Source organism: Fervidobacterium changbaicum (assembly GCF_004117075.1).
Classification (GTDB): domain Bacteria; phylum Thermotogota; class Thermotogae; order Thermotogales; family Fervidobacteriaceae; genus Fervidobacterium; species Fervidobacterium islandicum.
Window position 1 is genome coordinate 139,139 of sequence record NZ_CP026721.1, and the last position, 23,022, is coordinate 162,160.

General features: G+C 40.2%; 18 protein-coding genes. 9 read left to right on the forward strand and 9 right to left on the reverse strand.

The window, feature by feature from the left end; genetic code table 11:
* Positions 1-31 precede the first annotated feature (31 nt).
* The 6 genes from CBS1_RS00620 to CBS1_RS00645 all read right to left on the reverse strand — a co-directional run bounded on the left by CBS1_RS00620 (position 32) and on the right by CBS1_RS00645 (position 9,369).
* A complete protein-coding gene (locus tag CBS1_RS00620; protein WP_090222261.1) occupies positions 32-907 on the reverse strand; it encodes a DegV family protein in 876 nt (291 codons plus the stop codon).
* A gap of 54 nt (positions 908-961) precedes the next feature.
* Positions 962-2,356, reverse strand: coding sequence for a DNA repair protein RadA (radA, locus tag CBS1_RS00625; RefSeq protein ID WP_090222262.1), 1,395 nt, complete (start codon positions 2,354-2,356; stop codon positions 962-964).
* Between the two features lie 60 nt (positions 2,357-2,416).
* A complete protein-coding gene (locus tag CBS1_RS00630; protein ID WP_090222264.1) occupies positions 2,417-4,903 on the reverse strand; it encodes an ATP-dependent Clp protease ATP-binding subunit in 2,487 nt (828 codons plus the stop codon).
* 155 nt (positions 4,904-5,058) lie between these two features.
* On the reverse strand, positions 5,059-7,404 hold the full coding sequence (locus CBS1_RS00635; protein ID WP_241685534.1) for a DUF4350 domain-containing protein: 2,346 nt from the start codon (positions 7,402-7,404) through the stop codon (positions 5,059-5,061).
* Positions 7,405-7,506: 102 nt separating this feature from the next.
* The gene (gene lysA / locus CBS1_RS00640) at positions 7,507-8,703 is read right to left on the reverse strand and encodes a diaminopimelate decarboxylase (protein WP_256329703.1); all 1,197 of its coding nucleotides are present in this window, start codon (positions 8,701-8,703) and stop codon (positions 7,507-7,509) included.
* A complete protein-coding gene (locus tag CBS1_RS00645; RefSeq protein WP_090222265.1) occupies positions 8,704-9,369 on the reverse strand; it encodes a class II glutamine amidotransferase in 666 nt (221 codons plus the stop codon).
* Positions 9,370-9,601: 232 nt separating this feature from the next.
* Between CBS1_RS00645 and CBS1_RS00650 the strand changes: the two genes are divergently transcribed.
* The 5 genes from CBS1_RS00650 to CBS1_RS00670 all read left to right on the forward strand — a co-directional run bounded on the left by CBS1_RS00650 (position 9,602) and on the right by CBS1_RS00670 (position 15,734).
* Positions 9,602-11,176 (forward strand): GGDEF domain-containing protein, encoded by a 1,575-nt coding sequence (locus CBS1_RS00650; RefSeq protein ID WP_033191241.1) that lies wholly within the window; start codon positions 9,602-9,604, stop codon positions 11,174-11,176.
* A gap of 497 nt (positions 11,177-11,673) precedes the next feature.
* Complete coding sequence (locus CBS1_RS00655) at positions 11,674-12,804, forward strand: hypothetical protein (protein ID WP_090222267.1); 1,131 nt, start codon at positions 11,674-11,676, stop codon at positions 12,802-12,804.
* A 419-nt stretch (positions 12,805-13,223) separates the two neighbouring features.
* On the forward strand, positions 13,224-15,041 hold the full coding sequence (locus CBS1_RS00660; RefSeq protein ID WP_033191242.1) for a heme NO-binding domain-containing protein: 1,818 nt from the start codon (positions 13,224-13,226) through the stop codon (positions 15,039-15,041).
* 79 nt (positions 15,042-15,120) lie between these two features.
* Complete coding sequence (gene rpmE / locus CBS1_RS00665; protein WP_033191243.1) at positions 15,121-15,333, forward strand: 50S ribosomal protein L31; 213 nt, start codon at positions 15,121-15,123, stop codon at positions 15,331-15,333.
* A 38-nt stretch (positions 15,334-15,371) separates the two neighbouring features.
* Complete coding sequence (locus CBS1_RS00670; RefSeq protein WP_033191244.1) at positions 15,372-15,734, forward strand: S1 RNA-binding domain-containing protein; 363 nt, start codon at positions 15,372-15,374, stop codon at positions 15,732-15,734.
* A gap of 97 nt (positions 15,735-15,831) precedes the next feature.
* On the opposite strand, the gene CBS1_RS00675 is transcribed toward CBS1_RS00670, so the two are convergent.
* Genes CBS1_RS00675 through CBS1_RS00685 form a run of 3 tightly spaced genes read right to left on the reverse strand, consistent with a single transcriptional unit; the run spans position 15,832 to position 19,111 of the window.
* On the reverse strand, positions 15,832-17,034 hold the full coding sequence (locus tag CBS1_RS00675) for an MFS transporter (protein WP_033191245.1): 1,203 nt from the start codon (positions 17,032-17,034) through the stop codon (positions 15,832-15,834).
* Positions 17,035-17,057: 23 nt separating this feature from the next.
* Entirely contained in the window at positions 17,058-17,624 is a 567-nt protein-coding gene (locus tag CBS1_RS00680; protein ID WP_033191246.1) for a TetR/AcrR family transcriptional regulator, read from the reverse strand.
* Positions 17,625-17,662: 38 nt separating this feature from the next.
* Positions 17,663-19,111, reverse strand: coding sequence for a radical SAM/SPASM domain-containing protein (locus tag CBS1_RS00685; RefSeq protein ID WP_033191247.1), 1,449 nt, complete (start codon positions 19,109-19,111; stop codon positions 17,663-17,665).
* Positions 19,112-19,293: 182 nt separating this feature from the next.
* On the opposite strand from CBS1_RS00685, the gene CBS1_RS00690 reads away from it, so the two are divergent.
* The 4 genes from CBS1_RS00690 to CBS1_RS00705 all read left to right on the forward strand — a co-directional run bounded on the left by CBS1_RS00690 (position 19,294) and on the right by CBS1_RS00705 (position 23,020).
* A complete protein-coding gene (locus tag CBS1_RS00690; protein WP_033191248.1) occupies positions 19,294-19,569 on the forward strand; it encodes a type II toxin-antitoxin system Phd/YefM family antitoxin in 276 nt (91 codons plus the stop codon).
* Positions 19,570-19,592: 23 nt separating this feature from the next.
* Positions 19,593-20,702, forward strand: a complete 1,110-nt coding sequence (locus tag CBS1_RS00695; RefSeq protein WP_033191249.1) for an ABC transporter ATP-binding protein — start codon at positions 19,593-19,595, stop codon at positions 20,700-20,702.
* A gap of 97 nt (positions 20,703-20,799) precedes the next feature.
* The gene (locus CBS1_RS00700) at positions 20,800-21,477 is read left to right on the forward strand and encodes a 16S rRNA (uracil(1498)-N(3))-methyltransferase (RefSeq protein WP_033191250.1); all 678 of its coding nucleotides are present in this window, start codon (positions 20,800-20,802) and stop codon (positions 21,475-21,477) included.
* Between the two features lie 400 nt (positions 21,478-21,877).
* Entirely contained in the window at positions 21,878-23,020 is a 1,143-nt protein-coding gene (locus CBS1_RS00705) for an ROK family transcriptional regulator (RefSeq protein WP_090222269.1), read from the forward strand.
* Positions 23,021-23,022: the final 2 nt, after the last annotated feature.

The following is a 23,022-nucleotide window of genomic DNA, read 5'->3' on the forward strand; positions in this document are numbered from 1 at the left end:
ACCCCTCCGTAGTTTTTTTGATTTGCATCTATCAATACCGTTCTATACCAAATCCTGTCTGCCCTGGTCCAACATGCATGGAAATGACTTTCCCTGTTGGAGTGTAATAAACGTTCTTAACTTTGTAAACCTTCCTCAATTGTTCTTCTATTTCTTTGAGTTCATCCATGTTATCGCAACTCACCATGTACAAGTCGACGGTACTTCCTGCCGGGAATCCTTCTTCCTGGGCCTTTTTTAACAGCTCATCGTGAATGGCCTTTGTGCCTCTTGCTTTTGTAAAAGGTATCATGTTCCCCTCATCGTCGATATATATTCCCACCTTTATCTTCAGTAACGAACCTACAAATCCGGCGAATCTACTAACTCTTCCACCTTTGACAAGGAAGTTGAAGTCCTGAACATAGAAGAACGCGCCAAATCCTTTGGCTTTTATTTTCTTTTCGAGTTGCTCTGCAACCTCGTCAAGATTCAAACCAAGGTCCAAAAGTTCGCGTGCATATCTGACCATGGGCGATATGGCTGTTGAAGCCCTCTTGGAATCCACAACACGCACGGGGATATTGACTTCCTTAGAAGCCAGAACTGCCGAATTGTACGTACCAGACATCGCTGTAGATATTGTTATGACTAAAACACCATCGTAGCCGTTCTTCTTTGCCTCTTCATATTTCGCCTCCCAATCTTCCACTGTTGGTTGTGAGCTTTTTGGCAGCTCTGATGCCGTCCTAAGCTTATCGTAGAACTTCTTCAGCTCCTGGTAATCTCTTGTGTCATCTTTTTCTGTAGTCCCGTCTGGCCAGATCACGTAAAGAGGAACAATATCAACGTCCCAAGGTTTGATTAGCTCCTTCGGGAAATCCGATGTACTGTCTACCAAGATCTTAACTTTCAACTTCTCAGCCATTTGTTGCACCCCTTCCTTTTTATCAAATTCTCAGATTAAATTCCTACATATTTTCTATGCCTTATTGGATACAACAATTTCAAAAAGCTCTTTCACACTTCTTACGCGTTCTATTTTCAATGCAGATTTTGAGTTGTTCTGGTTATATTCAAGGTTAGCAGGGATAATTATCCTTTCGATCTGAAGTTTCTTGGCATTTTCGATACGCTTTGCAACATTCACCGTTGGTCGAACACTTCCATCCAGTCCTATTTCCCCTATCATCAAGACACTTCCTACATAAGAATCCAAAAAAGACGATAGTATAGCTCCTGCAATTGCCAGTTCACAACCCGGGTCTGTGATATTTAGCCCACCAGATACGTTTATGTAAATATCGTGGAAATCCAACGGTAAATTTAGATGTTTCGCTAAAACTGCCGAAATTATTATAACCTTTCTGACATCAATTCCGTGTGATATTCTTCTTCCGGAAGCCATCTTCACCCTTGAGACAAGTGCTTGAATTTGTACATTTAAAGGCCTACTCCCTTCAAAAACACTGGTGAACACGTTTCCGGGGGTGCTTGAGTAATTTAAAAGCGTGTCCTCAGACAGACTTTTTAAACCTTCTTGGGTCATTTGAAATACAGAAATTTCACCGCTTGGGCCGTACCTATTCTTCTGCACTCTCAGTATCCTGTAATCAGTTGTTCGCTCACCCTCAAAGTATATCACCGTGTCAACAACGTGTTCAACAAGCTTTGGCCCTGCAATAACACCTTCTTTAGTTACATGTGCAATAAGCAAAGAAGGGATGTTGTACTTTTTTGAAAAGATCCTGACCTTTTCAACAACGGCCTTTATCTGGACAACGCCACCGACCGGGGAATCTATATCCATACTACTAAGTGTTTGTATCGAATCAACCACAAGTAGTCTTACCTTTTTCGGGTCCATGTCTTTTAGAATATCCTCGATCTGTGTTTCCGAAGAAATTAGAATTCTAGGATTCTTAATCCCTAATCTTTTGGCACGATTGGCAACCTGATGTACACTTTCTTCACCTGAGACATAGTAGACGTATTTTTCTTCCTGATTTTGACTTCTTGCAACTGCATCGCATATTTGAAGTGCTAAAGTACTCTTACCAACACCAGGCTCACCACCCAGTAATATGACCTGCCCAGGAACTAACCCACCATTCAGTAGTTGGTCGATAGCTTGGATGTTTGTCTTGATTCTCTGTTCTTCAGTTCTTTCAAGAGCTGTCTGTAAATCAAAAAAGCGAGGATGAGATTCCATCATCCCCGCATCTACATTTCTTATGCTTTTTGATTCCGAAGAAGAGTCTTTCAACTGAAATTCCTTTGCACTGTTCCATTCACCGCAAACTGGACATTTTCCAAACCATTTTGGTGACTCGTAACCGCACTTATCACATACATAAATAGTCTTTACTTTTGGCATCTTTTCAAGTCACCTTCTATTTCAGTGATGAATTTTGGAAAATCAGAGTCAAATATTTCACTACGACTCGGATTTGACCGTTGTTGCAAGTTGAGTTTGCTTATTTTTCACAAAAGATAGTTTATCACCATCGCGAACAACGTACACTTCATCGCTGTCTTCTATCTCGCCTCTGAGCAGTTCTTCAGAGAGTGGATCTTCTATGTATTTCTGAATTGCTCTCTTCAGAGGTCTTGCTCCATACACTGCATCGTAGCCGACACTAACCAAGAATTCTTTCGCTTCTGGTGAAAGCGTCAACGTGATGTGTCTTTCACTCAACCTTGCCCTAATGTCCCTGAGCAGGATTTCTATAATCTGTTCTATGTGTTCTTTTGTAAGTTTGTGGAATACTATGATTTCATCAACTCTGTTTATGAACTCCGGTTTGAAGACTTTCTTCACTTCTTCAAGCACCTTATCTTTCATCTCTTTGAAATCTCTCTCATGAGACTCTTCACCAACGAAACCAAGGTTTTTCTTAGAAGTGACTATTTCACTACCTCCGATATTGCTGGTCATGATTATTATGGTGTTCCTAAAGTCAACAACATGACCTTGTGAATCAGTCAAACGTCCATCGTCCATTATCTGGAGTAGTATATTGAATACATCGGGATGTGCTTTTTCTATCTCGTCAAATAGTATCACAGAGAACGGTCTGCGTCTCACCTTTTCTGTCAGCGTTCCTCCTTCTTCGTACCCAACGTATCCTGGAGGTGCACCTATTAATCTGGATACTGAGAATTTCTCCATGTATTCACTCATGTCGAACCTTACCAAGGCCTTTTCATCACCAAATAGATACTCCGCTAATGCTTTAGCAAGCTCCGTCTTACCGACGCCCGTTGGTCCAAGGAACAGGAAAACACCTACAGGTCTTCTTGGGTCTTTTAAACCACTTCTGGCTCTTCTGATAGCTCGTGCGATTGCACTAATTGCTTCTTCTTGACCAACAACCCTCTGATGCAACGCGTTCTCAAGATTAAGCAACTTTTCTCGTTCCGTTTCTTCGAGTTTCTTAAGTGGAATGCCTGTCCAGCCTGCGACAACTTCTTCTATCTGAGGAACGTCGACAGTTACCACCGTAGACTCGACTTCTTTGCGCCAGTTACTGTAAGCTTCGTTAAATTGTTCCCTAAGTTGTTGTTCTCGTTCTTTCAATTCCGCTGCCCTTTCGTAATCCTGAGCTGCTACTGCTTCTTCCTTCTCACTTCTCACAGCCTCTATCTGCAATTTTAGAAGTTGCAGTTCACTTGGCATGACAAACAACTTAAGTCGACTCCGCGCTCCTGCTTCGTCGATAACATCGATAGCCTTATCTGGCAGGAAATGGTCTGTGATATACCTTTGCGATAGATATACGGCCGCCTCAAGTGCTTTGTCTGTATACTTTACCTTGTGATGACCTTCATACTTCGCTTTGAGCCCCTTCAGTATCTCCAATGCCATTTGCGGAGTCGGTTCTTGAACGTATATCTTTTGGAACCTACGCTCGAGTGCCGCGTCTTTTTCTATGTACTTTCTGTACTCATCTGGCGTTGTAGCACCTATGCAATGGAGCTCTCCACGAGCTAAGGCAGGTTTAAGAATGTTTGCAGCATCAACTGCTCCTTCTGCAGAACCTGCTCCAACTATCATATGAAGCTCGTCTATGAACAAGATTATATCTTTGTTCCCCTTAACAACTTGGAGTAATTTCTTCATCCTTTTTTCGAATTCGCCACGGTACTTTGTACCTGCTACAAGCGCTGCCACATCGAGTGAAAATATCGTCTTTCCCTTTAATGGTTCCGGGACCTCGCCAGAAACTATTCTTTGTGCCAATCCCTCAACTATCGCACTCTTACCAACACCAGGTTCACCGATAAGTACAGGATTGTTCTTCTTTCTTCTGACAAGGATTTGCATCAGCCTTTCGATTTCATCTTCTCGTCCGATGACTGGATCAAGTTCACCACGCTGTGCTTGAGCGGTCAGGTCCACACCAAAACCTTCGAGCTGACGAACAGCTGGTGATGTTGAAGGTTCCTCATAAGATGGTGGGAGTGATGGACCCTCCTCAAAAAAGTCTTCATCGGAAATGTTATCCGTTATTTCCTTACGTAACGCCTGTATATTCACATTGAGCTTTTTCAAAATGTGAATAGCTATGCCTTCACCTTCGCGTAATATACCCAAAAGCAGATGTTCTGGATCTATCTTGTCGCTTCCCATCATACGCGCCTCTTCAAAAGCGATTTCGGTAACCTTTCTTGCGCGTGGTGTCATCTGCGGTGACATTATAAATCCACGCATCCCTAATCCAACTATCGAAATGACCTCGTTTTTCACACGTGCATATGTAAGCCCATACCTCTCCAAGATAGTGGCGAGAGGTTTATCATTAAGCTTCAGTATTGCAAGCAACAAATGCTCGGTTCCAACGTACGAATGACCGAGGTCTTTCGCTTCCTCTTGAGCCATAACAAAAACTTTTGCTGATCTTTCGGAAAATCTGTCGAACATGTAAATCACCTCCATACTTCCAGAAATATTATACCATAAACAAAGAAAAAAATAAAGCGGGGACACCCCCGCAATTTTACAAAAATAAAAAGTGTTTACATAGACTAAGTCTAATACCAAAAACCTTGTGAATATTGAACTCTCTTAGTTGTAGATTACTTTATCTTGAACAGCACGCTTTCAATGAAATCTTTGTTCAACTCATAGTCATAATCGGAAAAGATAGCTTTTCCAAGTACAAAAACTCTTCCTGAATTGCTTGTAAATGTAGCAGCAAGGACAACTTTGTCAACAAATTCAGCATCATTTCTTCCATCAGAGTCAATAGAACGAGCCGTATCGGAGGCTACCAAGACTTGCGCGTTGCCATATAAGACCAGAGAACATGCAGAGTAAAATCTTACACCATTTGCTATCACTTTATAATTAGCGCCGTAGTTGTTAACTTCGTCAATTACCTGATCGTCGTTGAATCGGACAGGCGAATTTATTGCATCCAATATGTAATTCAAATCTTCTGTGTTTCCACCGTTGTTGTAATCACTCTTGGAAGTTATAATCAAAATTCCGCCACTTCTTACAAAATTCACAATATTCCTCACTTCGTCGTCTGTGTAACTTTTTCCATTCATAATGATTAAATACATACCATCGATGTTTTGTATCTTATCAGTATAAACTACCTCAAATCCATTAGACTTGAGGAACTTTTCGAGTTTCGTGAGTTTGTCTTTGTAGTAATCGTTCGCGTGTCCTTGGTCTATATAAACGGCCTTTTTCATTTGTTTTGTGACATTCGAGGTAGTTGTCGATATTCCAAGTATTTTAGCAAGCTCGTCTACAGAATTTGCCGAGGTCGCTTTTGTGAGCATTTCTGTGTACTTTCTGAAATACTCTTCGTCGCTGCCTTTCAACAGGATAACTCTACCTTTGAAAGTGTTTAGCCACTCAACTTCATCAGGTATGAGGTCTTTGAAGAAATCCAATCCGTCTTGTTTTGGTGTGGGAATAATGACAAGGTCTGCCTCTTCGTAATCTTTCAAGATCGTCTCTGCGAACAGAACTGTATTCCCGTTTTCTTGGAGCGCTCTTAAAATTGCCAAGAATTCATCAGTGATATCATTCTCGTGTAGTTTGTCAACAAGTATTGTTAATCCTGACTTTTCTGAAACTGTGAACGTGATTGATTGAACAACCACGTTATTAATTAAAAAGTCAACGCGCACATTCCCAGCAGCGAGTTTTCCAAGTTGGATATTTTTGTCGTAGTTAATTCCGAAAGGTTCCAAAGAAATCTTCTCATTGAAGGCAAGATTGCCGTTCACAAGAACCTTGAGGACACCTTCTTCGGGCTGTTCGGAGCTGTTGTAAATATCGAAGGTTATCTGCACGTTTTGATTTACGTTTGGATTTTTTGGACCAACACGCACGTAGTTAACCTTTATTGGACTGTTTGTTTCAAACCATACAGGTGCAGAAACAATCTCGTTACCATCTTTTTGGATGATGTAAACAAAGAACCACTCGTAGCCATCAGGTATGTCGAATACTCCGGAATACTCAAATTCGTCTTTCCCAGACAGTTCTGATAGTTCGTAAATCTTGCTTTGTGAAACGATATAAACCCTATCAACTGGATCTTTCTTATCAGAATAATAAATATACAGTTGGGCTTTACCAGAATACGGCAAGATACTTCCCATAATGGTACTGTTAGCGTAAAAATAGAGCTTCGCATTCTTATCTTCCGATGCGAACGTTCTTCTACTCCACAATGCATCCATAATATCTTCGTAAGTCAGCGCTTTTGCCAGGATACCTGTTCTTGCATCGTTTGCACTTGCCCAATTCTCCTTGTGATTATCTTGGTTAGCCGTAGGAGAAACGTGCCAACCTCGGTTCAATGCAAGAATGTAATTTTGATACATCTCATCAGAAATAATATCAGCGCTACTCCAATTTCCATTCCCTATCTCGATTAGATTCACGTATTTATCAGCCTCAGGCCAGAACCAGAAATCTTGAAAATTACCAAAGGTGACACCTGGATGGTTAAATTGTGCAAGTTTTTTCACTTTTGTTATCCACTCATAAAAATCCTTCAAATCACCCTTCTCGTCTCGACTTATAAACTCAAGTGTCTCATACACGTTTATATGTCCAGAACCTGCCGTCCATTCAAAGCCTTGTAATCCGACAAATTTACCTGGAACGGTTGCATTACGTGCCGCCTGCTGAGTAAGAAAAGTTTTTGACTGACCATTGACAGGTATCTTCAAAAAGTAGCAGTGGTCAGTTACAGCTAAAACATCTGCATATCTTGAGGCGTGGGCATAAGCTTGCTCAGGTGTACCTCTTCCGTCCGAATAAGATGTGTGTGAGTGCAAATTTCCGTAAAAAATTTGGTACTCAAAGTTAGGTGCCGCAAAAACCGATGTTAGTATAACCAGCAGTACCGTAATTAACACTTTTAGCATCTGAATACTTCCAAGTTCCCCCACAATCGTTCACCTCCGAGTTCGCTCCTATTTCCAGTATTTTCCGTGAGCTGATTATTATACCACAACTTTTCTGAATTTTTGCAATGCAAACAAAATTCATAATCACACGATTGTTCTAAACAGATCTTCGAAGGTTTCACGTTTTCTGATCAATCTTGGTTCACCATCTTCTGTAATCAGTACTTCCGCAGGTCTTAGAGTCGAGTTGTAATTACTTGCCATGGAAAAACCATAAGCACCCGCATTTTCAACAAGAATATAGCTACCTTCCTTTGGTATTTCTAACATAAGGTGTTTTGCCAAGATATCTCCTGATTCACAAAGTGGTCCGACAACGTCTACCTCGGTTTTCATTTCCTCTTCAGGTCTTAAAACTCTTGCTCCGTGAAACGCTCCATACATTGCGGGACGAACAAGAACGTTCATCCCTCCATCAACCACTATGAATACCTTTTCATGAGTTCTTTTCACGTATTCTACTTTCAGAATAAGCACTCCGGCTGGTCCAACGATGTATCTACCGATTTCAACAACAACTTCCTCGAAGTCCCTAAGCAGAGGCACAACTGTACGTTGGTATTGGGATAGGTCAAGCTCTTTATCTTTATAATTTATCCCCCAGCCACCACCTATGTTGATCTTACCAAAATCGTACCTTTTGCTGAGCTCTACAACTTGGCTTATTGCTTCAGCAAATGGCTCGAAATCGGTTATTTGCGAACCGATATGGACATGGAAACCAACTATCTTCAGATTACTATTTCTTGCTTTTTGTAAAGCAGTATCTACCATATCAATGGGAATTCCGAATTTGTTCTTTTTCAAACCTGTCGATATATGTGGATGCGTTTTTGGATCAACATCGGGATTTATTCTTAAGAATAATTCTGGAATTTGCCCAGTCCTAGTGCTTATCTTTTTCCATCTTTCCAGTTCCTCGATCGAATCCACATTAACATACCTAACATTCGACAGTACCGACATTTCGTTTATACATTTACCATTGCCATTCCATACAATCATTTCATCCAAAATACCTGCCATTTTAGATGCATGATACTCTCCCAACGTCACAACATCGGTTCCAAATCCTTCATCTTTAAGAATTCGAATCAAATTTGGATTGTTGTTTGCTTTGCACGCAAAGGTTGGGAAAAGATTTATCCCTTCGAATGTTTTTTTCACGATACGTGCCCTTTGCCTGATAATTTTCTCAGAGTAAACATAAAGCGGTGAACCGTACATTGACGCTAACTGTTCTACAAGGTCAGCTGAAAAGGTCTTAACAAATTCATCCACTTAAAACACCTTCCCTTGCTCAACTATATTACCTTCCACGACTTTGAGAATCTCTCCATTTTCCATTTCCAACAAAGAGTCCTCCATTTGCTCAGAATAAACATAAAAACCGAGAGCGTCAATTTTGTAGTGGAGCGTAAAGTAATCAACGTCTTTTTTGTAAATACACCCTACATAGAGGGCTTTTTCAAATTCATCTACGAGCAAGAAATTAACACCTGTGAAATCATGGGTGCTAATGTATCGCTTGACATTATTCACCAGCGATTCAAAATCTTCAAAATCGACCACATTACTGAAAAAGTCGTATGTATCGCTTTGAAAGGCATTTGATCTATCCGCACCTGTAATCGTCCCATTGTGGGCCAAGTAACGACCTCTTATGTGGAAAGGATGGAGTTGCTGAAGCCCAACGGGAACTCCCTGTGAGGCTTTGCGCGCATGTATCAAACCTAGTTTTCCGTGGATCTGTTTGACTAATTCTCTACCACGGAAGTCATCATAAATTGGAACCGTGGTTTTGTACTCAAATTTAGATATCTCATCAAACACCAAAACGCCATACCCATCGCTGTGCTCAGCTCCCTTACCGTTCTTTGCCATCCAAGAGACAATTTCGAAGAGCGAAGAAATATCGACTACCTCTTTTGTTGAAAAAGCAGCCATTCGGCACACAGTTAGCACCTCCTTTTTCTGTTTAGCAGTTGTCGTGTTTTTTCAATTATACCACGCAAAAAGCACCAGTTTAATTCAACTAAGAATTCAAATTCAGGTCAAGAACACACTGGTAAACATGTCTTTTCATTTGGAGCTTTTAACATGCGCATGTTATAATTGCATTGTCAGTTTTGCAAAGTTTTTGTGGCTTTAGTTCTTGGGATTTAGATGGGGGGGGAGTATGACGGAATACATTAAATATTACCTAAAACCAGCCACGATTGCTTTCCTGGCCTTTTTAGTTTTATTTTTCGCCTTTAGATATGCGATAACAGCAAAAGGTTTTGAAATAACTGGTTGGAAGATTTTAGAAGATAAAGCCGGCGTTTTTTCTGGTTCGTCAGGTATACTCAATGCAACCTTTTACAAGGTTTTAAAGTCTCCATCGACAGTAACTATCACTGCGGATATTAATCTGCAGAGTTCAGAGGGTAAGGCAAAGTACTTGTACATTCCTCAGATAGATGCCTCGTACTTTGCCGTAAAAACAGACGGGAAAGTAATTGGGAGTTTCGGATTTAGAGATGACAAGACTGGTCACACGTGGTATCAGCCATACATTTTTCTGCTTCCAGATTCTTTTGATACATTAGAAATAGAAATAGCTGGTGTATATGAAATCGGTATTGACTTCACCGCAAAAGTTATAGACAACTCGCAAAAAGGAAAATATCAATTGCTCTATCTTTTAACTGCCGTTTTGCTACCCATAAGTTTGGGATTAGCTGTAACTATCTCAATAATTCTTTACCTCATCGCGCGAACCATGGATAAATCAAAGCAAACGATTTATTTGCACCTTTCGATCTCAAGTTTTCTAGGTGGAATTTGGATGTTCGACATGATTCCGTTTCCAACGTTTGGGAGTACTTTGGGATTACTCATCTTTCGGAAAATATTCGTTGTCTCAGCTTATCTGGCATTTGCGTCGCTGATATACGGCATTAACAAAGAGTACTTCGAAGACCTCAAAATCCTCGATAAAATAATGATATCCGCAAACATTACTGCTGCAATCCTCGTTTTGCTTTCACCAACTAATTACTCCATGAAAATTCTTACCAACAACATCGCGATTCTGCTTGTTGTTAATGCAATTTATCTTTTCTGGAAGACACTGGGCATATTTTCTCAAATACTCTTTGCTTTCGCTTTCTTCTTTATACTAACTGTTGCACATGATGGAATGATTATGCTATTTTCAACTAATGCAAAGCTTCTGTCAGCATTCGGGATCGTCTCACTCTTTGCAGGCTTTGCTTATAGTTTGGTCAGCGAATACAAAGAAATGATTGTTAGAGTCACTATGTCACATTTAAGAAGTGTGACAGACCCACTGACAGGTGCTTATAACAGAGGTTTCTTGAGCGAGGTAAGTTTCTCTTCAGAGGATTCATTTGTGTATATAGACATGGATAATTTTAAATCCATAAACGATAATTACGGTCACAAAGTTGGCGATGAGATTCTTAAGCTACTTGTTCAAACTATTCGTAAGAACATCCGTTCAAACGATTACGTGATAAGAATGGGAGGGGATGAATTCTTAACCGTGCTTAGAAATTGCCCTGTTGAAAAAGCGAAGGAAATTTTTGATAAAATTGCTGAAGAATTTTCTAATACTCATGAATTGAGACCTGGATTTTCGTTTGGCGTTGTACAGTACATATTAAACACAGAAAATACTCTGAGAATTGTTGATACTTTAATGTACAAGATGAAAGAGACAAGAAGACAAAAGAATAATTTGGTGTAGAAAATCTTTGAAAGTTTATTCTTGTGCTACACTGTTTGTGGTATAATAATAAAAAATTTTCAGGAGCAGAAGTTATACTTTTTCTTCGCATATACTTTTCTTACCACTACAGCAAGGTTATTTAACTCATACATACGAAATCTCAAGCCACGCAAATGCCCTCAAACAACTTTAGACATCCTCCAGGTTCGACTTACACACTCCAGACTTTTCAGTACGAATCTTAAAAAATATCGAAAAAAATTTTTCGTTTACCTCTACTGGATATTAACTTAAACACGTTGATACCGGAGGGCCTCTATTGGACAAAGCACAAGTTTAACACCCGACGGACGATAAGAACAGCGAAACGAAAATTCTTTCAGCAAAAAAGGTTATTACGTATCAAAGAGTCTTAGATCGAACATCGTATGTTTTATGGTAACAGGCGATTGCAGTATTAACTTGTGAGTTTCCAGAGCTTTATTTAAAGCTGAGACAAGCAAAGTTAGGTTTGAATGGCGGGGTTGTGCTTTTCTCAGAGCGGTATAACTGTAACAGAAAAAATAAAATTGGTGATCTTACCTGCAAAAGTTGCAACTGGATGGGATATGGATGAAGTTGACTTTCTTCTCGGGATCCTTGAAGAACAGGCGCTGGAACTCGGAAGATTTCAGCTGTTCCCAAGAACTGATATTCAGCAGATTATGAAAGAAAGAAATCTGAGCGAATTGGGAGTGACGGAAGCTTTGGAAATAGGTAAACTCGGAGGCTCGAAATACGCGTTGCTGTTGACTTTGACAGAGCTATCCTCATCGTGGAATATACTTTCATTAACACACTCTGCAGTAGCGCGTTACACGATAAGACTGTACAACATCGAGAATGGTAGTTTACTTGCCTCAAAGAGTCTGGAATCACGAGGAGCTTCGTTAGAGTCAGCTCAAAAAGCCATTGGTGAAGCGCTCAAGGCAACTGCACTTGATATATGGTATGAACTGAGACGATTTTTCAGGCTCGAGGCGTACGTAAAGTCAGTTAGTGGTAGCGTGGTAAAACTCGCTGGGCTCGACCCGAAACTTGCAAAGAAAGGCTACGTATTTCAGATTGAGACACATACCGGCGATGTTGGTTATGTAAAAGTTGTTGGATACGATAGAACCGATAATACAGTGGTAACCCAGTTCATGTACGGTCACCGACCTTCCGAATACGATATTGCAACCGAGTACGAAATGATGCCTTATAAGGTTAGTTTAAACATAGGGATGTTTTCAAATTTCTTTGGAATCGGTCTCTCAGCTTGGGGAGCCGGGGAACAAGCACCCTTACCGGTTTACTTTCACTTAGGAACATTTATGGGTAACCTGTATGGTTTGACACCTGTGTTCTTAAACCTCGGTGGTAACATCAACTTCATTACAGTCGACAGAATAAACGGTTCATTTACCCTTGGAGGTAGTTTTATAGCACTAATTGACCTTAGTATGTTTGAGATATACGAATACTTGTTCGGTGTTTTCGGTGGACTGCTTATAACATACGAATTTAACCCCAAATCAGGTGTGTACGGTAGTCTTGGTTACGCGCAATACTTGGATGCAACGGGACCATCGGGTCTTTTGATACAAATTGGAATGTATTTCTAATATTTTCTCTTTAGAATTTTATTTGCCTGAAATTCTGTAAAATTCAGAAGCGATGTTCGAATCACCGCTTTTTCATTTGGAGACTTTGATAGCTTTGTGATATAATTTTTTGGAGTTAATCATACAAGGCACACTTTTTGACCATGTAGTAGGCAATCTTAATGGAAGGTAGCGTTGAGCTACTATGGATTTTATTTCCTGCGGTATTTCGGGAACATTTCTTCGTTGATTTTGCACTGTACTTAATGTGGTATAATAAATTAAAGAATCTTCGAACAGTGGAAAGCACTTTCAACTTGTCATAAGGACAAAGTTGGAGAATGATCGGAGTGATCCCCGTATAATGAAGGTGTTTTTCCCCTTTAAGAGAATTAGAAATATTTTAGCAAAAAATCAAATGCTGGAAAGGGGGCATTAGTATGAAAAGCTTTATCATGAACGTATGGATAAATACCTGGAAGAAGCTGTATGGTGATAACGTTGTAAACTCTCTTATTGAAAAGTACAAGATTGACACTTCAAAGTTACTTATCCCTATCAACGATATTTCCGACAACGTTGTAGTAGAGTTTTCGAAAGAGTTAGCTCAAAGAGTGGGAAAGACATACGAGCAACTTTGGGAAGAAACGGGGTACAATAACATTAAGACATTTGAAAAATTCTACCCAAGCTATTTTAGAAAGGACAGCTGTATGTCTTTTCTGAGCGCTATGGATGGAGTACACAGGGTTTTAACAAGACGTATCTCGGGTGCTAAACCTCCGAGAATCATTTTCAATTACATAGATGACCGAACGGCAATTATTAGGTATCAGTCTCATCGGGATTTTAGGTACTACTTTTTGGGCTTGCTAAAAGGCGCCTCAGAGTTTTTCAACGACCCAATAGAGGTCGAGATTCTTGACCAAGGTTCATCAAACTCTGGCAGTTTTATCGAAGTTAAGGTGCGCTCCACAAAACCATACGGAAGGACAATCAGACTGAAGAGTTACAAAGTGCTCAGTTTAGGTTTGCTTAAAAGCTTTATTTCAACATACACAGTAGTTTTTCCGGTATTAACATTTGTTGCTACGTTGATTTTAACAAGTCTTTTCAATAATCCTCTCATTGCAGCGTTTTCAGTGTCTGTTCTGACTTTTGTTGGTGTAACTTTCGGTTTGAGGGATTTTAGGGCAAGTATTGAAGGTGTGAAACATATTGGCAAGATATACAAGGAAAAAGATTTCAATAAAACGGTCTACATTAAGGGTGAAAAAGATTTTGAGGAGATATCAAACATCAACGCGGAAGCGATCGAAAGTCTCAGAGAATTTTTACTTGGTATCCAAGGCGATGCGGAAGAGCTTATGACGTTTGCAAAAAAGACGATGGAATCATCTGAAGCTGTGCTCGAACAAATTGACACAATGAAAGAATTATCCGCTCAAGTTGCCGACACAGCTGTTCAAATCAGTAACGATGCGGAAAGGATATCTGAGGCTGTCTCGTCCAACGTGGATACTATTACAAAAACAATTAGTGACCAGAACCAAATAATAAAGGACCTTAACTTGGCTGTAGAAAAGATAATCAATGCAGCTAAGAGTGTTGAGAATTCTGCGAACGGTATGAAGGTGATGAGTAATGACTTTGAGGCGATAGCGAACGAAAGTGAACAGCTGAGAAATCAAGCCAGTGCAATTATGGAGATCGCAAGCACGGTTATGAGCATCGCGGAACAAACGAACTTGTTGGCATTGAACGCCGCGATAGAAGCAGCGAGAAGCGGAGAAGCAGGTAGAGGATTTGCAGTTGTAGCTGATGAAATTAGAAAACTTGCAGAAGAAAGTAAGGCATCGGCTGTTAAGATATCACAGTTTTTGAATACTGTGTCGGATGGGATAGCAAGGCTCAGCCAGAGCATATTGAATGGGTATGAAGAACTTAAAAGTCAATCGAAAACCTTGTCTGAGAGTGCTAATCAAAGCAGAGAGTCAAGTAATATCATATCCCACATAGCTCGACAACTGAACGATTTGGTTGAAACACTGAATTCAGAAGCTCAGAAACTTGAAAGCATAACAACCAGCATCCAGAATCTGCTAGCAATTTCTGAGGAGAGTTCAGCTACAGCGGAAGAAATTAGCGCGTCAATACAAAAGTTCTTGGATGAAATCAACAATGTTTTCGCTAATGTGAAACAAACAATTGCCTTGTTGAACACTATCCAAGATAATTTCAAGGAGGTAAAAATATAAGACTTGCAAAATTCAAAATAAAGTGGTATTATATAACGTGAATTTATACAGTCAAAATCACTTGGGAGAGGTGAGTGAGTTGAGAAAGGGTATCCACCCAGAGATGAGGTTGCTAACTGTCAGATGTGCATGTGGTGCAGAGCACAAGATTTGGACCACCAAGGAACAACTTAAGGTCGATGTCTGCTCTAATTGCCATCCACTTTACAAAGGAAGTGGAGGTGTTGGACTGATAGTAGACACCGAAGGACGCGTTCAGAAATTCAAGAAAAAGTTCGAAGGTAAGTATTAATTTTTCTCCAATCTTATCTTTCAGGAGGGTTACATTTTATGGAAGTTGGTCAAGTGGTAAAAGGCAAAGTAACAGAAGTACTCAAATTCGGAGCAAACGTTGAACTAGAGAATGGAGAAAAGGGGTTTATTCACATTTCAAAGATTTCAAACCAGTATGTTCAGAAGGTAGAGGATTTTCTAAAAGTAGGACAGGAAGTTGAAGCAAAAATTGTTGGAAAAGGTAAGGACGGCAAGTGGGAACTGTCACTCAAAGAAGAAACAACGAAGATGAGTGATGCCGAATTGAAGAAGGAAGAGTTCGAAAAGAAACTCCAAAAGTTTTTAAAAGATAGCCAGAAAACGTATTCTGAGTACAAAAAGAGACTTGACAAAAAGCAAGGCGTAACAAAAAGAAGATAAGAAAACCAGCCAAAAAAGTACATAATCGAAGTTGATAAAAAAGGGGTGCAGACGCACCCCTTTGTTTTTTGTTAGGCTTGTTCTACAACAGCCTTTGCTATGTAGAGGATTTCCTTTTTGCCATAACTGACAGGTACAACAGCAAGACAGCCGCTAGGATCTGAGTAAGCGATGCGACGTACATCAAATAATATCTGTTGAGAGCATACAAAAATCCGAGTACGGCGCTACCTATAAACCAAGCGATTCCAAAAATCGCGTTGAAAAATCCATACGCAGTGCCCCTGACTTCTGAACTCACTAGCTTGGCTACCGTTGCCTTCATTATAGATTCGTTTGCTCCCATACCGATACCCCATAGCACGGCACCTAAAAAAATCGCTTCTTTCGTCATTCCGAAGGAAAAGATCGCATAAAATGACGTGATAAAAGAGGCAACTGACATGATCACTATTCCGAACCTATCGAAAAGTCGACCGAATATCAAACCGGCAAATGCATCTACAATCATAGCTGTCATGTACGCTAATGGAATTAGAGCTGGAGAAAGTATGTTGTTCTTCTGAGCGTGGAACCCTATCAATGCAAAATCGGCAAAACCAAACGCTATGAGCGAAATGGAGATTAAGTACAGGTAAAAACTCTTATCGAATTTGGCGGAACGGACTTTGTCTTGTGATTTTTCCATTTTTTCTGGCTCAGGCACCAGTGTCCTTGCTATGAAAATGATGCCCATGGTTATAAGAGCTGGAAACAAAAGAAACCCAAACGCTTTACGATATGCATCCGCAGTTTCAAGCTTTATATTCTGAGCCACAGTTATACTCATAATAAGAGGCCCTATCGTCGCACCAATTTGGTCCAAAAACTCCTCAATGGCAAAGGTGGTTCCGTAGCCAAGGTGACTTCCAGCGAAAGATGTTATTGTATCCTTTGCTGGTTTTCTGAATGCCTTTCCGACGCGTTCTAAAATAATCAAGACAGCTGCTGCATACCAGTGTTTTGTTAACGCTAATGTGGGAATTACGAAAAGGTTCATTGCGTAACCAAAAGTCGCAAAGAACCAATACTTACGGGTTTTGTCAACCAGCCTTCCGGTCACAAACCTCAGAGTGTAACCCAAAAGCTCGCCAAATCCAGCGATGGCACTTACTACAACAGCAGATGCACCGAGCAGACCAAGGTAAGGACCTACTAAGCTTCGTGCACCTTCGTATGTGATATCGCTAAACAAACTTACCAAGCCCATTAAGAGAACAAAATAGAAAGCCTTCTTTTTCTGCGAGACACTACTGTTCATTCTAAAATCACCACCCAGTGATCCTAATGTTCAGCTCTTTCTTTGAGAATCGTTCTGACCAAAAACTCTTCTACGCTTTTAATAAGGCTCTTTCTCGGAATCGAATCAACGGTTGATATAATTTCAGTTGCTGTTGAAGGCTCTATATCGTTCAAAACGTTCTCCTGCTTCCCTTTTTCAAAAATCTTTTCGAGTCTGCTCAACAAACTAATGTATTTGCCTTTTGCTCTTGATAAACTTTCACCGTTCTCCAAAACGTTCATACGTTCACGAGCAATCAATCTACTTAACTCAGACTTATTCAAAGTAAATTCGATGTATTTTCTTATCAGCTTTTTAATAGCCCCGGATATACTTTTCTCGCTTTCGACTTCGGAGAAAAGTTCTTTCTCAAGCTCATCAATGACACCGATCCAGACTTCTTCAAATAATACTTCTTTGCTCGGAAAATAATAATATATAAGAGACTTGCGCACGCCTGAGGCCTGCGCAATGTCCTCCATGCTAACACCGTCATATCCTTTTTCGGCAAACAACTTCCTCGCAGCTTCTAAAATTCTCTGCTTTGTTTCTGATGCGCGGTTACTCAACTTGAGCGCCCCCGAATTCGCAATAGTTTGCTAGCTTATTAAAGAGCCATCTTCTTATCTACTTTGAGTGCTTCTTCCTTGTTAGCGTACCTCTTCATTCTTGTCTCGTAGTTGTAAATACCTCTATTAACAGGGTACCTTTCAACGTAACCGTATTCGTACCACAACTTGTCTGCGTACTGTTTCCATTCTTCCGCCAGTTTGTCGAGTTCTGGAGCAAGCTCTGTGATAGTTTTTTCAGAACCTTCGTGCTGTGGAATTGCGTTGAAATTCTTGACCATGGCTCTGAACACTTTTGGATTATCGATAATTGGACACGGTCTGAACAGGTTATTTGAAAATGGAATCGCCCTCTTGTAAGCTTCAAAGAATGGTGATTTGAATATCTCCAGTAGTGTCTTTTCTCTGATGCTATCCACTGCAAACTGTTGGAACACACATGGTTCGACGTACCCTTTAGCGTTCACATGGAAATACTTTGCACCAGCAGAAAGACATCCGTGCGTCAAGAAACCATGGTTCCAGAAGTCTGCTACAAACGCAAATCTTCCACTGAGCCTCATCTGTTCTGTCTTGAAGAACCTTTCGTATCTCTGCTTCGGTGTTGGGACGAGGTCCATTACCGGGTCTTGACCAACAGGCATGAACTGGTAAATCCAAACATACTCAACACCGTTCTTTTCGAGGAAGTCCCAGAACTCGTCTTTCATAATGATATCGTGATTCATTCTTGTAGCAGTTACACTTGCTCCAAACGGAACTCCGTATCTTCTCAGTCTATCCCAAGTATTGAGTATTGCTTTAAAGACTCCGTGACCTCTTCTCCAATCTGTTTCACTCTCAAATCCCTCTACTGATATCGATATTGTTGCGTTTCCGAGTTCTGCAAGTTTCTTGGCCTTTTCTTCTGTTATAAGGATGCCGTTAGAATAAATCATGAAGTAGTGCTCATTGAATTCTTCCAGTATTTCCATCAAATGTGGCCAGTAGAAAGGCTCGCCACCGGTGATAACCCAGAAATAGATTCCAAGTTCTTCACCTTGCTTTAAAACGCTCCTTACCTCGTCTTTTGTAAGCTCGTATTTTCTACCGTAGAGACCTGCATAGCAACCAACACAATTTAAATTACAAGCGTACGTTGGACTTATAACTCCGAGTTTCGGTAAAACAACCTTATGCTCGTGCATCAACTTTTGTCTAAGAGGTTCTCCAATAGCAAACTCGTTGATGATAAGGTTGTTGATGATTTTTTCAACTGCTTTAGGCGAAGATTTTTGGAAAATTTCAATCCACTTCTTAATCATAGGATGCTCTTCTTGAGCCATCAACCCAAGTTTTTTGAGACCACTCTTTGCTGGTTCCTTGCTCAGAGCCGAAACGGTGAACAACAACTTCGCAAATGTTTGAGTGTCCGCTTTTCTAACTACCCCCGCAACCAACTTTCCAGCTTGATGATAAACCATACCCTTTAACCCACCAACCGACATACTTTTCCCCTCCTTTTGCCTTATAAAGTATATTCCATAAATTTTATTGACCGTTCAGTCAAATTTTACACCTTATCATTCAAGAAATGTGTTTCTATCACGTTACAATATAGTAACTTTTGATAACTCGTAGCACATCATGGAAAAATTTTGACTATAATTATAGTCAAGGAGGTCAACGTATGAGAGTAAAGCAGGATTTTTATTCTTTAGCTGAAGCCAAGGCAAAGTTCTCAAAAGTGGTTGACGATGCGTTTTCTAAGGACATAATAGTCACAAAAAATGGCAAGCCTGCAGTTGTAGTGATGTCTTACGAAAAGTATGCGAAGATTTTGGACTTTATCGATAAAGTATGGGACTTGTACTTGCTTGACCTCGGTGATCCATCCTTATTTAAAGAACTAAGACTGGAAGAAATTTTTGAGATTGAGGAAAATGAAAACAGTGAGAGTCACTAAAAAGAAGAGGAGGTATAACACGTATGGCACAGGTCAACCTTGAACACGTGTGGAAGATCTACGAAGGTAAGGTGGAAGCGGTTAAAGACGCAACTTTTACAGTAGAAGATAAGGAATTTGTAGTATTGTTGGGACCATCAGGTTGTGGAAAGACAACAACCCTCAGAATGATAGCCGGTCTGGAGGAAATCACGAAGGGAACTATTAAAATCGATGGAAGAGTTGTCAACGATGTAGAACCAAAGGACAGAGATATCGCCTTTGTTTTCCAAAACTACGCTCTTTATCCACACATGACGGTATATGAAAACATGGCTTTCGGTTTAAAACTCAGAAAGGTTCCAAAGGATGAAATTGAAAGACGCGTAAGAGAGGCTGCCAGAATTCTGGAAATCGAACACCTGCTTGATAGAAAACCGAGACAACTTTCCGGTGGTCAAAGGCAAAGGGTTGCAGTAGGTAGGGCTATCGTCAGAAATCCAAAGGTCTTCCTATTTGACGAACCTCTTTCAAACCTCGATGCAAAATTACGTGTTCAGATGAGGGCAGAGCTAAAGAAGCTGCACATGAGACTTGAAGCAACTATTGTTTACGTTACACACGACCAGGTTGAAGCAATGACTATGGCAGATAAGATAGTCATTATGAAAGACGGGGTCATTCAACAAATAGGAAATCCTTACGAAGTTTATAATAGACCTGCGAATATATTTGTCGCGGGGTTCATCGGAAGCCCATCGATGAACTTCATCCCTGGTAAAATCATCCGCGGTGAGGGCGGACTTTGGGTCAAGACAAGTGGTCTAAAACTAAAGGTTCCAACAGAATACGAAGACAAGTTGTCGAAGTACATCGACAAAGACATAATCTTTGGTATCAGACCTGAGAACATTTATGATAAGATGTTTGCAATTGCTCCGAAACCAGAAAACACAGCTGAGGTTATAGTTGATGTCGTTGAACCGCTTGGAAGTGAAACACTTTTACACGTAATAGCAGGAGAAGACAGATTGGTTGCAAGGGTTAACGCAAAGACGCAGGCAAAGGAAGATCAGAAAATCGATTTGGTCTTCGATATGACTACTATGCACATATTTGACAAAGAGACAGAAAAAGAAGTACTGCACTGGTAATAACATTTGCTAGAAATGAAACTGATTGTAGTGGCCGCCCGTATTTCGGGCGGCACATTTTAGAAAATATGCGTAGTTTTTGATGGGGGGATTCACTTTGCCGAATTTATATTTCTGTATTCCAAAAGATGATTCTGTGTATTTCGATGAGCACGAAGTCACCCATATGAAAGTGATGAGACTTAAAGAAGGTGAAATCATTGAAGCCACCGATGGGAACGGTGGGAAATACAAAGTTGTTCTTAAGAAGATAGATAAGTTATCCGCTCTTGGAAGTGTGATAAGTTACGAATTCGTTGAAAACACTGAAGGTAGGCTTGTCCTCTTTGCTCCATCTGGTCGCTGGGAAAGGTTAAGGTGGACAATTGAAAAAGCTGTCGAGTTAGGAGTTGATGAGATTTATGTATTCAACAACGAACGAGCATCAAGACACTACGAGGACAAACAAGAAAAATTGGAACTTGTTGTAAGGGAAGCTGCGAAACAGTGTGTTCGATACAATTTTCCCTCGATTAAGCCTATAGAGTTCTTGGACATATTTTCTCTAGCTCCAGAAAGCACATACATACTTGATTTTAAGGGGCGGAAAATTCCAAAGAGGATTTCAAAAAACGTTGGTCTCATCGCAGGTCCGGAAGGCGGATTTAGTCGCAAGGAACTTGCCTTACTGAAAAAGCACTTTAAAAGCATATGCCTCGGGAAAAAGATTCTAAGATTTGAAACAGCTATAATTCTTGCCACAGGTGTGTTCAGTATGAAACTTGGAAAGATATAGATAAGTGCACTAATCTTAGATTTTTAATTCAAGAATTTGGTAAGTCACCCATATTTCACCCACCCTGCATGCAGGTTTTGAGCTTGTTGGGGCGAATTGGTGTGCTCAAAACCAAATCTTCCTGAAAGGTTGCCCACCAAGTAACATTTCCATTTCATCATGTAACATGTTCCAACAAATTTATCTGAATCTCCCAGGTGATAATCAATAATTGTGAATTACTAGAAATTCTAGAACTAGTATTTACTTGAAAAAGTTTTCTTCTGTTTTCTTTAGGTTCATCAATTTTGGATTTTTCAGACTAACAGGTATAATCTAAACGATTATTTCTGAGAAAGAAAAAATTAATAAGAGCCAGTAGATTTGACAAAATCTATTAAACTTAAACGGGGGATGTACTGTGACAAAAAAACTTAACCCTGTATCTATGAAAAGAGAAAATAAAAGAACCATTCTTCGATACCTCATGGAGAAAGGTCAGGCAAGTCGTGCTGAACTCTCTAGGGAAACGGGGCTCGCTCAAAGTGCTGTTTGGAGAATAATAGGTGAGCTTGAAAATGAGGGATTACTTGAGGTTAGGGGTGTATCCACTAGTGTTGGGAGAAGTTCAATACTCTACGGACCAACTCGGTCTTTTGTAACGTCCGTTGTTTACAACGTAGAGATCTTCGAGACGCTTGTTGGTGTTGGATACCTCGACGGTTCGTGGGATATTGTGGACAGTTTTAAGACGGAGAGAGAGTTTGAGAAGTTCAGAGAAAAAGTCGTGAACAGTTTTGATAAGCTTACAAAAGAATATCCACTTAACGCGACTGTTTCAAAAGTTGTCTTTTCGCTTCCCGGGATTGTGAATTACGAGAACAAGACGCTCATGTGTGCCCCTAATCTTGATTGGAAGAATATAGATTTTAAAAAGGTATTTGATACCTTGGGTGTAGAAGTTCTTATTGAGAATGATGCAAATCTTTCAATGCTTGCTGAACGGTTCTTTTCGCAAGATATCAAGCACTCAAAGGTAGCGTTTTTCCTTTATTTTGGTGAAGGAATCGGCGGTGCAATTTTGGTGAACGGGAACATTGTGCGAGGTCGAAATTCTGCAGCCGGCGAAATAGGTCATGTTGCGGTCAACGGCGTAGAACTTGAAAAATACCTTTCACCGGCAAGATTAGTTAGTACCTTCGAAAAAATTATCAGTCATACTAAGGTTACTAATAGAACTTTGCAGGAAAGATTTTGCCATCTGACAAAACTGTGGAAGGATGGTAACAAGGAGGTAAAGAGTTTTGTAGAAAGGTATATCCATCACTTAGCTCTTACACTAAGGAACATCATTTACTTTATCAACCCGGACGTTATCGTGTTAGGAGGCCTGATTAACAACATATACAGAACTTTTGGGAATTTCATTGAAGATGAACTTTACAAATCGTTGGATAAGGATATGTTCAATGCGGTTATAAGAGACACTGTTTTTGAGAACGTTCCACCCTCTTTGGTTGGCGCGAATGTGCTGGTTCTCGAGCATTTCTTGCGAACGTTGTAAAG